Source organism: Bacillus sp. F2HM (assembly GCF_019266135.1).
GTDB lineage: Bacteria > Bacillota > Bacilli > Bacillales > Bacillaceae > Bacillus > Bacillus safensis.
The window spans coordinates 118852-133267 of the sequence record NZ_LRMO01000018.1 but is presented as its reverse complement, the minus strand read 5'-3'; the positions used below and the strand labels follow the sequence as shown (position 1 = coordinate 133267).

At 41.6% G+C, this 14416-nt stretch carries 15 protein-coding genes; all 15 read left to right on the top strand.

Features of this window, described 5'->3' with window-relative positions; all coding sequences use genetic code 11:
* The first annotated feature begins 1 nt into the window (after window position 1).
* Window positions 2-706, top strand: coding sequence for a demethylmenaquinone methyltransferase (locus tag AWT60_RS11895; protein WP_024422810.1), 705 nt, complete (start codon window positions 2-4; stop codon window positions 704-706).
* A gap of 24 nt (window positions 707-730) precedes the next feature.
* Complete coding sequence (gene hepT, locus AWT60_RS11890) at window positions 731-1693, top strand: heptaprenyl diphosphate synthase component II (RefSeq protein WP_041085904.1); 963 nt, start codon at window positions 731-733, stop codon at window positions 1691-1693.
* 129 nt (window positions 1694-1822) lie between these two features.
* Window positions 1823-2269, top strand: coding sequence for a nucleoside-diphosphate kinase (gene ndk, locus AWT60_RS11885; RefSeq protein ID WP_024422808.1), 447 nt, complete (start codon window positions 1823-1825; stop codon window positions 2267-2269).
* Window positions 2270-2414: 145 nt separating this feature from the next.
* A complete protein-coding gene (locus AWT60_RS11880) occupies window positions 2415-3194 on the top strand; it encodes a CheR family methyltransferase (protein WP_024422807.1) in 780 nt (259 codons plus the stop codon).
* A 73-nt stretch (window positions 3195-3267) separates the two neighbouring features.
* A complete protein-coding gene (gene aroC, locus AWT60_RS11875; protein WP_024422806.1) occupies window positions 3268-4440 on the top strand; it encodes a chorismate synthase in 1173 nt (390 codons plus the stop codon).
* A complete protein-coding gene (aroB, locus tag AWT60_RS11870) occupies window positions 4440-5531 on the top strand; it encodes a 3-dehydroquinate synthase (RefSeq protein WP_218677295.1) in 1092 nt (363 codons plus the stop codon). Before aroC ends, aroB begins: the two co-directional genes overlap by 1 nt.
* Window positions 5528-5911: a chorismate mutase gene (gene aroH, locus AWT60_RS11865; protein WP_024422804.1), complete on the top strand. Its 384-nt coding sequence runs from the start codon at window positions 5528-5530 to the stop codon at window positions 5909-5911. Before aroB ends, aroH begins: the two co-directional genes overlap by 4 nt.
* Before the next feature lie 231 nt (window positions 5912-6142).
* Window positions 6143-7690: an anthranilate synthase component I gene (gene trpE / locus AWT60_RS11860; RefSeq protein ID WP_218677294.1), complete on the top strand. Its 1548-nt coding sequence runs from the start codon at window positions 6143-6145 to the stop codon at window positions 7688-7690.
* Complete coding sequence (gene trpD, locus AWT60_RS11855; protein ID WP_041109624.1) at window positions 7662-8684, top strand: anthranilate phosphoribosyltransferase; 1023 nt, start codon at window positions 7662-7664, stop codon at window positions 8682-8684. The genes trpE and trpD overlap by 29 nt, the downstream gene beginning before the upstream one ends.
* Complete coding sequence (gene trpC / locus AWT60_RS11850) at window positions 8677-9429, top strand: indole-3-glycerol phosphate synthase TrpC (protein ID WP_041109622.1); 753 nt, start codon at window positions 8677-8679, stop codon at window positions 9427-9429. The genes trpD and trpC overlap by 8 nt, the downstream gene beginning before the upstream one ends.
* Complete coding sequence (locus AWT60_RS11845; RefSeq protein WP_163115407.1) at window positions 9426-10094, top strand: phosphoribosylanthranilate isomerase; 669 nt, start codon at window positions 9426-9428, stop codon at window positions 10092-10094. Before trpC ends, AWT60_RS11845 begins: the two co-directional genes overlap by 4 nt.
* Window positions 10075-11274, top strand: a complete 1200-nt coding sequence (gene trpB / locus AWT60_RS11840) for a tryptophan synthase subunit beta (protein WP_041109618.1) — start codon at window positions 10075-10077, stop codon at window positions 11272-11274. Before AWT60_RS11845 ends, trpB begins: the two co-directional genes overlap by 20 nt.
* The gene (trpA, locus tag AWT60_RS11835; RefSeq protein WP_041109616.1) at window positions 11271-12074 is read left to right on the top strand and encodes a tryptophan synthase subunit alpha; all 804 of its coding nucleotides are present in this window, start codon (window positions 11271-11273) and stop codon (window positions 12072-12074) included. The genes trpB and trpA overlap by 4 nt, the downstream gene beginning before the upstream one ends.
* An 11-nt stretch (window positions 12075-12085) precedes the next feature.
* Window positions 12086-13183: a histidinol-phosphate transaminase gene (gene hisC, locus AWT60_RS11830; RefSeq protein WP_024422797.1), complete on the top strand. Its 1098-nt coding sequence runs from the start codon at window positions 12086-12088 to the stop codon at window positions 13181-13183.
* Window positions 13184-13297: 114 nt separating this feature from the next.
* Entirely contained in the window at window positions 13298-14413 is a 1116-nt protein-coding gene (locus AWT60_RS11825; RefSeq protein ID WP_041109614.1) for a prephenate dehydrogenase, read from the top strand.
* Window positions 14414-14416: the final 3 nt, after the last annotated feature.

Genomic DNA, 14416 nt, shown 5'->3' with positions numbered 1-14416 from the left:
CATGCAGCAATCAAAAGAACAGCGAGTACACGGTGTATTTGAAAAAATTTATAAAAACTATGATCAAATGAACTCTGTCATCAGCTTTAAACAGCATAAAAAATGGCGCGATAAAACAATGAAACTTATGAATGTGCAAAAAGGGTCTAAAGCATTAGATGTATGCTGCGGGACAGCCGATTGGACAATTGCGCTTGCAGATGCTGTTGGGGAAAAAGGCGAGGTCAAAGGCCTTGATTTTAGTAAAAACATGCTGAGTGTTGGAGAAACGAAGGTGAAGACTGGGGGCTACAAACAAATTGAATTGCTTCATGGCAATGCGATGGAGCTCCCTTTTGAGGACAACTCATTTGATTATGTCACCATCGGTTTTGGACTTAGAAACGTTCCTGATTATTTAACGGTGTTAAAGGAAATGACAAGAGTAGTGAAGCCTGGCGGAATGGTCGTCTGTCTTGAGACTTCACAGCCTGAGATGATCGGCTTTAAACAGGGCTACTACATCTATTTCAAATACATTATGCCGCTCTTTGGTAAACTGTTTGCCAAAAGTTATCAGGAGTATTCATGGCTTCAAGAATCAGCCAAAACGTTCCCTGGCATGAAAGAGCTGGCGGCTCTATTCGAAGAGGCCGGGTTGTCTGATGTCTCGTATCATCCATTTACAGGCGGTGTAGCAGCAACACATATCGGAAAGAAGCTTTGAATAAACGATATTTGGGTGAAGATAATGAAACTAAAAGCAATGATCTCTTTTTTAAATCATGATATCGATATAATTGAAAAAGAGCTTGAACAAACAGTTCGCTCTGATTATGCATTATTAAGTGAAGCAGGTCTTCATTTGCTGCAAGCGGGCGGAAAACGAATCCGCCCCGTTTTTGTTCTCCTTTCAGGCATGTTTGGTGACTATGACATTAATAAAATTAAATATGTTGCCGTTGCCCTCGAGCTGATTCATATGGCATCACTTGTTCACGATGATGTTATTGATGATGCAGAGCTGAGAAGAGGCAAACCAACGATAAAGGCAAAATGGGATAACAGAATTGCCATGTACACAGGGGATTATATGTTTGCGAGATCACTTGAATACATGACAAAAATCAATCACCCAATGGCACATGAAATTTTGTCAAAAATGGTCGTCGAGCTTTGTCTTGGTGAGATAGAGCAAGTGAAAGATAAATATAATATGGAACAAAACCTCCGTACATATTTAAGAAGAATCAAACGAAAAACAGCCTTGCTCATTGCAGGCAGCTGTCAATTAGGTGCCATTGCAGCAGGTACAGATGAAAAAACACATAAAGCCCTCTATTGGTTTGGATACTATGTCGGCATGTCTTATCAAATCATTGATGATGTCCTTGATTTCACATCAACTGAAGAAGAGCTGGGCAAGCCTGTCGGAGGAGACCTTTTACAAGGGAATGTCACACTCCCAGTCTTGTATGCACTGAAAAATCCGACACTAGAAGGTCAATTGAAGCTGATCAATAGTGAAACGACGGAGAAGCAGCTGAAGCCTGTCATTGAAAGCCTCAAACAAACAGATGCGATCGACCGCTCGATTCGAGTGAGTGAAATGTATTTGAAAAAAGCTTTTGAACAGCTCGACAAACTTCCTCGAGGACGTGCGAGAACGTCACTCGCCTCCATTGCAAAATATATTGGGAAACGAAAATTCTAATCAACGTGATGTTGATTGGTTTTTTTGTGAAATTTTTTGTCAAAAATTGATTATTATAAAAAAAAATGATACGATCACTTTGTAACAATGTAAGCCTATACATACATAACGACGGGGTGGAAAACGTATATGGACAAAACATTTCTTATGGTTAAACCTGATGGTGTGGAAAGACAATTAATCGGTGACATTGTGTCAAGATTCGAAAAAAAGGGGCTTCAGCTTGTTGGTGCAAAACTAATGAGTATTCCAAAGGAAGTAGCAGAAACCCATTACGGAGAGCATAAAGAAAAACCGTTTTTCGGGGAATTGGTTGACTTTATTACGTCAGGACCTGTATTTGCAATGGTATGGCAAGGTGAACAGGTAGTAGACGTAACAAGACAGATTATCGGCAAAACAAATCCAAAGGAAGCGCTTCCAGGCACAATAAGAGGAGACTATGGATTGACTGTTGGGAAAAACATTATCCATGGGTCAGACTCACCAGAAAGTGCTGAAAGAGAAATTAACTTATTCTTCAAACAAGAAGAACTCACAAGCTGGGATCAAACCATCTCAAGCTGGATTTATTAAGATTCAAGCCAAGGTGTTCATCTAATGAGCACTTTGGCTTTTTTTATATTGAACTTTCTACACGAAATTTCGCATGAGAAGATACAAATTTTCGATAAAAACAGCTATACTAGGACAAAGATAGATGAGACAGGAGAGGACATTGATGGATCCATATCAAGTATTTGTTGGAAAATGGAAAAAACTAACCGGGGTTGATCTAAATTTATATAAAGAAGCACAAATGAAACGGAGATTAACATCACTTTATGATAAAAAAGGATATAAAGATTTTGAAGCATTCGCGGCCGCGCTTGAAAAGGACAGAGCATTATTAGATGAGACGATGGACCGCATGACGATTAATGTGTCAGAATTTTACCGAAACTATCAGCGCTGGGAAGTACTTGATCAAAAAATCCTGCCGCTGCTTTCGAAAAATGGCGGCACCTTAAAGATTTGGAGTGCAGCATGTTCGACAGGAGAGGAGCCATATACACTCTCCATGCTGCTGTCAAGCCATCCTCTTGTGAAAGACTTCCAAATTATTGCAACTGATATTGATGATAAAGTTCTGCAGTCAGCTCAAAAAGGCAGATATCATGAACGCTCTCTGCAAGAGGTGCCAGATCATATCAAGCAAAAATATTTCACAAAAGAAGATTCTTCATTTTACACTGTGAAGGATGAGGTTCGAAAGCATATTCAATTTAAGAAGCACAACCTTTTAGCAGATCCATATGAAAAACAGCTTGACCTCATCGTCTGCCGAAATGTACTGATTTACTTTACTGAAGAGGCAAAAGAAGAAATTTACTTAAAAATGAGCAGCAGTTTAAAACAAAATGGCGTATTATTTGTTGGTTCTACAGAGCAAATTTTTCATCCAGAAAAGTTTGGACTGACATCTGCTGATACTTTCTTTTATCAAAAGAAGGGTATGTAGCTGACTTTTTAGTAGCAAGTGTGTTATTATATTTTTACTTAAAAGCGTTAATGCGATGAAGGGAGATTGAGTCATGAGGTACTTAACAGCAGGTGAATCACATGGTCCACAACTGACCACAATTATTGAAGGAGTTCCAGCGGGACTTTACATAGAGCAGGATGACATCAATTATGAATTGGCTAGAAGACAAAAAGGTCATGGCCGCGGAAGAAGAATGCAGATTGAAAAAGACCAGGCGAAAGTGTTAAGTGGTGTTCGCCACGGGAGAACATTAGGTTCCCCAATCGCACTTGTTGTTGAAAACAACGACTGGAAGCATTGGACAAAGGTGATGGGGGCAGAGCCGATCACGGAAGAAGAAGAAAGTGAAATGAAGCGTCAAATCTCCCGTCCAAGACCAGGACATGCGGATTTAAATGGGGCGATCAAATATGGACACCGTGATATGAGAAACGTATTAGAGCGCTCATCAGCACGCGAGACAACGGTTCGCGTAGCAGCAGGCGCAGTTGCCAAACAAATCTTGGCGCATCTAGGGATTAAAGTAGCTGGCCACGTTCTTGAAATTGGCGGAGTGAAAGCAGCTCATACAGCATATGAATCTATTGAAGATTTGCAGAAGGTAACAGAAGAATCCCCTGTTCGCTGCTATGACAGTGAAGCAGGTCAGAAAATGATGGATGCAATTGATGAAGCGAAGAAAAACGGCGATTCAATTGGCGGAATTGTTGAAGTCATCGTTGAAGGGATGCCGGTTGGGGTTGGCAGCTATGTTCATTACGACCGTAAATTGGACAGCAAGCTTGCTGGCGCTGTACTTAGTATCAACGCTTTTAAAGGGGTTGAATTCGGTATTGGCTTCGAGGCAGCCTCTAAAAATGGCAGTGAGGTCCATGATGAAATCATCTGGGATGAAGAAAAGGGCTATACGAGAAAAACAAATCGCCTAGGTGGTCTTGAAGGCGGAATGTCAACGGGTATGCCAATTGTCGTAAGAGGGGTTATGAAACCAATCCCAACGCTTTATAAGCCGCTTCAAAGCGTTGACATTGAAACAAAAGAACCTTTCTCTGCAAGTATTGAACGATCTGACAGCTGTGCTGTTCCTGCTGCAAGTGTTGTTGCAGAAGCAGTCGTTGCATGGGAAATTGCCAATGCAGTTGTGGAGCAGTTTGGCCTTGACCAAATCGACCGCATTAAAGAAAATGTTGAGAAAATGCGCCAGCTTCAGAGGGAATTTTAATGAAAACACTGGAAGTTAAGACGTCTTCAGCCACTTATCCTGTATTTATCGGGGATGGGATTAAACGCAATATCGTCGACTTGATAACTTCCACTGGGCATTCCTATACGAAGCTCTTAATCGTCACAGATGCAGCTGTTGATGCCATTTATGGTGATGAGATGGTTCGCTTACTTCAGCAGAAGTGGCCAGTGAACAAAGTGGTTGTGCCGAGCGGAGAGCAGTCGAAATCCTTTGCCGAATTTGAGCATATTCATACGAAAGCCATTCAATTTCAGCTTGATCGTTCCTCCTGCATCATTGCGCTGGGAGGCGGCGTGATTGGAGATTTGGCTGGCTTTGCTGCTGCCACTTATATGAGAGGCATTGATTTTATCCAAGTGCCGACGACGCTGCTGGCACATGATAGTGCAGTTGGCGGGAAAACAGGGATCAACCATCCGCTCGGTAAAAATTTAATCGGTGCGTTTCATCAGCCGAAAGCTGTGATCTATGATACTAGTATGCTTGAGACACTATCTCAAATTGAACGAAGATCAGGTTTTGCAGAAGTCATCAAACATGCACTGATTTCAAGTGAAGAATTTTTATCAGAACTCATGTCCATTCGTTCTTTGACGGATTTATCAAAAAGCGAGCTGGCACATATGCTGTATCAAGGCATTCAAGTCAAAGCGTCAATCGTTCAAGAAGATGAAAAAGAACAAGGTGTGCGTGCATTTTTGAATTTAGGCCATACACTGGGGCATGCCATTGAAGCAGAGTATGGATATGGCGCCATCACGCACGGAGATGCCATTGCAATCGGCATGCAGTTTGCGCTGTATGTGAGCGAAAAGCAGCTGGGGCTCAGCCTTAATCGTTTGGAACTAAAAGAGTGGATGAAAAAGCTTGGATTCCCTGTACAAGTCACACAAGATATTTCCACGAAAACTTTTGTTGACCGGATGATTGGAGATAAAAAGGCAAGAGGCGGCAGTGTTCAATTTGTTTTATTAAAACAGGTTGGAGACGTCACCTTGCAGTCTTTCACAAAAGATGAGCTGCACTACTGGCTCGAAGAATGGAAACGGGAGGAGGGATGTCTATGATGTTTCGCGGGATACGTGGGGCTACAACTGTGATAGAAGATACAGAAACAGAAGTGTTAAACAAAACGAAACAGCTGTTAGAAGCGATCATTTCAAGAAACCAAGTAGATCCAGAACGTGTCGTGCAGATCTTGATTTCAGCTACACAAGATATTCACTCCGTTTTTCCGGCAAAAGCACTTCGTCAGTTTGAAGGATGGACATATGTACCGGTTACTTGCATGCAGGAACTGGACATTGATGGCGGTTTAAAGCAATGTATTCGTGTCTTAATGACTGTCCAGACAGATACAAAGCAGGAAGACATACAGCATGTATACTTGGAAGAAGCTGTGACGCTTCGCCCTGATTTACAGTTGACAAAAAACAAGGAATTATAATACGATATGAACAGCCGAAGTTTACACACAGGTGTAAACGGCATTGCAAGCTTAGAGAAGATGAGAATGAGACTAGGGTAGTTGAGATGAGTAGAGTTGAGCAGAGATACGATACTTCTATTTAATCATACTGCCTAAAAGAGCAACCCTCTTTTAGGCTTATTTCGTATACTCATACAAACCCTCTATATGTCCCCTCATTCTCCTTAATCCCATTTAAGGAGTGTGCTTATGAATTCCCAATCAAACCTGACTCAATTTTTAAAGGACAGTGAGTCCTACAAAACGATCCCAATTGTTGAAACCATTACAGTCGATACGCTCTCACCGATTCAAATTGTTGAAAAACTCAAACAAGATATTGTGTATTTGCTAGAAAGCAAAGATGAGTCTTCCAGCTGGTCGAGATATTCCTTCATTGGATTGCACCCATTTTTAACCTTACATGATGACCAAAACAAATACGTTGCACGTGACGCTGCGGGGCAGGAAGTCGTGCAAAAGCAAGAGCTGAAAGAACTGCTGGATTGGATGAAAGAGCAATATCAAATCAAAACGCCAGATATTGATATCCCATTTACAGGCGGGGCTGTTGGGTACTTAAGCTACGATCTGATCCCAAACATTGAACCTTCTGTCAGACCTCACCGCAGCGCATCGACGACAGAAAATTGCACATTATTTGTCTGTCAAACGATGATTGCCTTTGATCATGAAACAAATCATGTTCATTTTATCCAATACACTCAGCTGGCCGGACATGAAACAGAAGACGAAAAAATTCGAGCTTACAAAGAAAATCAAAAACAGCTTGAACAGATGATTCACAAGCTCCATTCAAAGGTTGATATGAAAGAACTGATTTTATCAGGGAATATGAATGAGCCGCCATCCTTTGAACATGTAACGTCAACCTATGAAAAAGCGCAATTTTTAAAGGATGTTGAAAAAATCAAAGAATACATTCGAGCGGGTGACATTTTCCAAGGCGTACTCTCGCAGCGCTTTGATATCCCTGTATCAGTGAGTTCATTTGAGTTATACCGCGTGCTTCGCATTGTGAATCCATCTCCTTACATGTATTTTATGAAATTAAAAGATCGTGATTTAGTCGGCAGCTCGCCAGAACGATTAATCCATGCCAAAAATGGGCATTTAGAAATTCATCCTATTGCTGGCACAAGAAAACGAGGAACAACAAGAGAAGAGGATGCTGAACTAGCAAGAGAGCTGCTTGAAGATGAAAAGGAAAAAGCCGAGCATTACATGTTAGTGGATCTTGCCAGAAATGATGTAGGCCGTGTGGCAGAATACGGCAGTGTGTCCGTACCAACCTTTACAAAAGTAGTGAACTTCTCTCATGTCATGCACATCATCTCCATTGTGACAGGAAAGCTAAAGCGGGATACACATCCAGTTGATGCGCTCATGTCCGCATTCCCAGCAGGCACATTAACAGGTGCCCCGAAAATAAGAGCGATGCAATTATTAAATGAAATGGAGCCTGAGCCAAGGGAAACGTATGGCGGCTGTATTGCTTATATTGGATTCGACGGCAATATCGACTCCTGTATTACGATTCGTACGATGAGCGTCAAAAATCAGACCGCTTCTATACAAGCAGGCGCCGGCATTGTGGCTGATTCTGTCCCGGAAAATGAATGGGAAGAGACTTGTAACAAGGCAGGAGCACTTCTGAAAGCCATTCAGCTTGCGGAACATATTTTCTCAGAAAAGGAGAGTGTGCAGGATGAATCACCGACTATCAGCTCTTGTTAATGGAGGCTTTCTATCAGAAAATGAAGCAAATAAACTCATGCATGATATGATGAGCGGCTTTTTAACAGATGCTGAAGTCGCTGCAAGTCTCTCGATTTTAGCGCATAGAGGAGAAACCGCTGAAGAAATGACGGGTTTTGTGAAAGCCATGAGGCAAAATGCAGCACCAATGGAACGAGCGCTTGATGTTGTAGATACTTGCGGCACAGGAGGCGATGGACTCTCCACCTTTAATATATCAACTGCCGCTGCCATTGTCGCTTCCGCTGCTGGAGCCAAAATCGCCAAACATGGAAATCGATCAGTTTCTTCTAAAAGCGGGAGTGCCGATGTACTAGAGTGTCTTGGGATTCATATTCAATCCACACCAGAAGAAACAAGAAGACAAATACAAGAGAAAAACATGGGCTTTTTATTTGCACCATTGTATCATTCATCTATGAAACAAGTAGCCGCAGTCCGCAAGCAGCTCGGCTTCCGGACGGTATTTAATCTCTTAGGACCGCTTTGCCACCCAATGCAAGCCAAAAAGCAAATCATCGGTGTCTACTCAAAGGAAAAGGCAAAATTAATGGCAAAAGCCCTTGCACCGTTAGAGCCAGAACATGTGCTGTTTGTTTGCGGAGAAGATGGACTGGATGAATTAACGATTACAGCAAATTCATATGTGATTGAACTCAAAAAAGATGTCATGACAGAATATACACTCAATCCAGAAGACTTTGGGCTGCAAAAAGGATACTTATCAGATATTCAGGTCCAATCACCGGAAGAGAGTGCTAAATTGATTCAGAATATATTGAATCATCAAACAGGAGGGGCACCGCTTCATATTACAGCCCTGAATGCTGGAGCCGCTTTATATGTCGCAGGGAAGTCAGAAAGCCTCATGGCCGGAACATTAAAAGCGATTGAAACGATTAAAAACGGCGCAGCCAAAGAACAATTGGCTCGTTTAAAACAAAAAACGAGAGAGGAAGAGATTTATGCTTAATCAAATCATTGCCCGCAAAAAAGAACATATCCAAACATTGCAGTTACCAGTAGATGGACACTTTGAAAGACGATCATTTAAAGAAGCACTCATGAATCCTCATCGCTCAATTGGTCTAATTGCGGAGGTGAAAAAAGCGTCTCCTTCCAAAGGAATCATTCAACCGAATTTTGATCCTTTACAAACAGCAAAAGCTTACGAAAAATCAAACGCTGATTGCTTATCTGTTTTAACGGATGAACCGTTCTTTCAAGGGAAAAACGAATACTTATCCCTCATTAAAAAACACGTAGATCGTCCAATTTTAAGAAAAGATTTCATCATTGACTCCATACAGGTAGAAGAGTCAAGACGTATAGGGGCAGATGCCATTTTATTAATTGGAGAAGTACTTGAGCCGCAAAAGCTGCAAGAGCTCTATGCTGAAGCGAAAGAGAAAGGCCTTGATGTCCTTGTCGAAGTACATGCAGCAGATACACTGGAAAATATTTTAAAGTTGTTCACTCCTGAAATCATTGGAGTGAACAACCGGAATTTAAATACATTTACAACAACAGTTGAACAAACAAAAGAGATCGCACCCCTCGTTCCAAACGATGTCTTACTAGTGAGTGAGAGCGGTATTCAAACATTTGATGATCTGACCTTTGTGAAGAAACATGGAGCGGGTGCAGTTCTTGTAGGAGAATCATTAATGAGAGAACAATCACAAGAAAAAGCCGTTCAAACATTGTTTGGAGAATGAACAGGATGAAGCCTTATGTAAAATATTGCGGGGCAGTATCACAAGATGATGTGGAATGTATTGCGCAATCTCACGCAGATGCCATTGGATTTATTTTTGCTCCAAGTAAAAGACAAGTCCAGCCAGATCAAGTGAAACAATGGCTCATCCAAACAAAGTGTGAGAAGAAAATTGCCGGTGTATTTGTAAATGAAAAGATCGAAAAAGTGTGTGAGATCACAAAACATATACCTTTAGATATCGTACAGCTTCATGGAGATGAAACGCAGGATGACGCTAAAGAAATCAAACAACAAACAGGGGCTGTCGTTTGGAAAGTGTTCCACCACGAATCCAATATCACAAACACGCTTGAAAAAATGACGGCATTTGCGCCTGTTGTCGATGGCTTTCTCATTGATGCGAAAGTAAAAGGGATGAGAGGCGGCTCTGGAACAGCTTTTGCTTGGGAGGCGGTGCCTGCATACGTTAAGCATGCAAAACGGCTGGAGAAAACTTGCATAATTGCAGGCGGTATCACACCAGAAACGATAGCAGAGCTCCTTGCCTATGGTCCAGAAGCGATCGATCTTTCAAGCGGAATAGAAGAAAACGGAAAGAAAAGCAGTGCTAAGATAGAAGCGCTCAAAGAAAGGATGTTAAATGATGTACGCATATCCAAATGAGATTGGCAGATACGGAGAATTCGGAGGGAAATTTGTCCCGGAAACGCTCATGCAGCCACTAGCAGAAATCGAGCAGGCATTTCGTGAATTAAAAGAAGACCCTGCTTTTCAAGCAGAATATGTATCACTACTTCGAAACTATTCAGGCAGACCAACTGCGCTTACATATGCTGACCAATTATCAGCATACCTCGGCGGCGCAAAAATCTATTTAAAAAGAGAAGATTTAAACCACACGGGTGCTCATAAAATTAACAATGCGCTTGGTCAGGCCCTGCTTGCGAAAAAAATGGGGAAATCAAACATCATCGCGGAAACAGGCGCGGGCCAGCACGGAGTAGCTGCTGCAACGGTGGCCGCAAAGTTCGGGTTATCCTGCACGGTATTTATGGGAAAAGAAGATGTGGAAAGACAATCACTCAATGTCTTTCGAATGAAACTGCTTGGCGCTGAAGTTATACCTGTCACAAGCGGGAATGGCACACTAAAAGATGCAACCAACGAAGCTATCCGCTATTGGGTTCAGCACTGCAGTGATCATTTTTACATGATTGGCTCCGTTGTAGGCCCTCATCCGTATCCTCAAATCGTCAGCGAGTTCCAGCGGATGATTGGTGATGAAGCAAAAGAGCAGCTGCTTGAAAAAGAAGGAAGGCTTCCTCATAAAGTCATTGCCTGTGTTGGCGGCGGAAGTAATGCCATTGGAATGTACCGGGCATTTTTAGATGAAGAGGTAGATATCATTGGTGTAGAGGCAGCTGGAAAAGGAATCGATACGCCGCTCCATGCTGCAACCATCACGAAAGGAACCAAAGGTGTGATTCATGGGTCTTTGACATATTTAATCCAAGACGAATTTGGCCAAATTATTGAGCCATATTCTATTTCCGCTGGTTTAGATTATCCAGGAATTGGACCAGAGCACGCATATTTACATGCGAGCGGGCGGGTTCAATATGTGAGTGCAACAGATCAAGAAGCACTAGATGCCCTAAAACTGCTGACTGAAAAAGAAGGAATACTTCCAGCAATTGAATCTGCACATGCGTTAGCCAAGGCGTTTGAGGTAAGCAAGACGATGAATGAAGATGAAATCATTCTTGTCTGCCTGTCAGGAAGAGGCGATAAGGATGTGCATACATTAATGAACGTGCTCGAAAGTGAGGGGAAAACAAAATGATTAGATTTCAATTAGAGCAAGGCGAAAAATTATTTATCCCATTTATCACAGCTGGAGATCCGTCAGAAGACATCACGATTGATTTAGCTATCTCCCTTCAAGCAGCCGGTGCACATGCGATTGAACTCGGTGTTCCTTATTCCGATCCACTAGCAGACGGTCCTGTCATTCAAAGAGCCTCCAAAAGAGCTCTAAATCATGGCATGAATATCGTAAAAGCGATAGAATTAGCAGGGAAGATGAAAAAAAACGGTGTAAAAATTCCTGTAATTCTATTTACGTATTATAATCCTGTGTTACAATTAGACACAGAATACTTTTTCGCTTTACTGCGCAAAAATCATATTTCGGGACTCTTAACACCCGACTTGCCGTTTGAAGAGAGCAGCGAGCTGCAAAAGAACTGTCAAACACATGACATTTCATATATTTCACTCGTTGCACCAACAAGCAAGGAACGATTAGTAAACATTGTAGAGCAGGCAGAAGGTTTTGTGTATTGTGTTTCATCTCTTGGTGTAACAGGTGTCAGACAATCCTTTGACGCGTCAATTACAGATTTTATTCAACAAGTGAAACAGCTGAGTCACATACCGGTTGCCGTCGGTTTTGGCATCTCAACAAGAGAGCAGGTAGACTCAATGAATAAACTGAGTGACGGTGTTGTTGTCGGAAGTGCACTTGTGAAAAAAATTGAAGAGCTTCAAGAACAATTGCTGGCAAGTGATACACGTCAAGAGGCTTTAAGAGAATTTGAAACATATGCAAAAACATTTAGTCCCCTCTATTCATTCAAATGAGGTGAAACATTTTGCAAATCAAAGATCAATTAAAACAGCTAAAACCGTATCAACCTGGGAAACCAATTGAAGAGGTCAAAAAAGAATATCAATTAGACAAAATTGTGAAATTGGCTTCAAATGAAAACCCTTTTGGATGTTCTGTACATGCAAGAGAGGCAATACAAGCTGAGCTCGAACATCTAGCGATTTATCCGGATGGATACAGCGCAAGTTTAAGAACGGAGCTTGCTGAGTTTCTTCAAGTAAGTGAAAAACAATTAATTTTCGGGAACGGCTCAGATGAACTTGTGCAAATTATTGCGAGAGCATTCCTTGACCAACATACAAATACCGTCATCCCATCTCCATCTTTTCCGCAATACCGTCACAATGCAGTGATTGAACATGCTGAAATTCGAGAAGTGCCTCTTTTAGAAGGAGGAGCTCACGATCTGAAGGGCATGCTGGATGCGATCGATGAAAATACGAAGGTTGTCTGGGTATGTAATCCAAATAACCCGACAGGAAATCATTTGTCAGAATCTGAGATTGTGGCGTTTTTAGACGAAGTGCCAGCTCACGTGCTTGTTGTACTAGATGAAGCGTATTTTGAGTACGTTCGTGCGGAAGATTTTCCAAACAGTTTATCTTTATTACACAATTATCAAAATGTCATTGTACTTCGAACGTTTTCTAAAGCATATGGACTTGCAGCGCTTCGAGTAGGCTACGGAATTGCATCAGAAGAGCTGATTACTGCCATTGAACCAGCGAGAGAGCCGTTTAATACCAGCCGTATCGCTCAGGCAGCTGCTCGTGCAGCGATCAAAGATCAAGATTTCATACAATCATGCAGACAGAAAAACGAAGCAGGTCTCAAGCAATATCAAGATTTTGCTGACCGTTTTGGACTATATATCTATCCATCTCAAACAAACTTTGTGCTGATTGATTTTAAAAGAGATGCAGATGAATTGTTCAATGCATTATTGAAAAAAGGTTACATTGTTCGTTCCGGTAAAGCACTTGGTTTTCCGACTTCTTTACGTATTACCGTCGGAACAAAAGAGCAAAATGAAGACATTCTAAGCACACTTGCCGATTTACTGCAAGGCATTCGTGCGTAGCATAACCATAAAGTCATATCCTAAGGCAGGATATGGCTTTCATTGTACCAACCTCAATACATATAAGCTGTTGAAATAGGTTGTTTAATTTTCGCGAAAAATCAGGTGATGAATATGAATGATGCAAACGAAACAATATTAATCGCTGGACTCGGTTTAATTGGGGGATCCATTGCACTCTCGATTAAAAAAGAGTATCCTCATAAAAAAATTGTAGGATTTGATGTTTCCAAAGAGCAAATGGTTGCTGCAACGAAGCTGGGAATTATTGATGCAACAGCTGATTCGTTTTTGGCTGGTTTAGAAGAATCTTCGACCATTATTTTGGCAACACCTGTCCAGCAAACAGTAAAGATGCTTAGTGATATTGCAGACTCTGGAATTGAAAGAGAGCTCATAATCACTGATGTCGGCAGCACAAAGCAAAAGGTCGTCCATTTTGCTGAAAAAGCGCTGCCTGAGCATTACCAATTTATTGGTGGACATCCAATGGCAGGCTCTCATAAGTCAGGTGTTATTGCAGCAAAAGACTTTTTATTTGAAAATGCGTTCTACATTTTAACGCCTGCAAAGGAAACAAACCGCCAAGCTGTTGATCAGTTGATGGATTTGTTAAAGGGGACAAATGCTCATTTCATCGAGATGACACCAGAAGAACATGATGCTGTGACAAGTGTAATTAGCCATTTTCCTCATATTGTTGCAGCCAGCCTTGTGCATCAAGCACATCATTTTGAAGAACAATTCCCACTTGTTAAACGGTTTGCTGCTGGAGGCTTTCGTGATATCACACGGATTGCTTCAAGCAATCCTGCAATGTGGCGGGATATCCTGCTGCACAATAAACACAAGATTTTAGACCGATTCCATGAATGGAAAAAAGAGATTAACCGCATTGAAACCTTCGTAGAGCAAGAAGATGCTGAAGGATTGTTCTCTTATTTTCAAGATGCAAAGGAATATCGTGATGGACTGCCTCTAAGGAAAAAAGGAGCCATTCCTGCCTTTTATGATCTGTATGTCGATGTTCCGGATCACCCTGGGGTCATATCGGAGATTACAGGGCATCTAGCAAGTGAAAACATTAGTATTACAAATATCCGTATTATTGAGACGCGGGAAGACATTAATGGGATTTTACGCATTAGTTTTCAAACAGATGACGACCGCAAGCGTGCAGAAATCTGTATAAAAAATAGAGCGAATTACGATACATTTTATGCTGACTGAGGT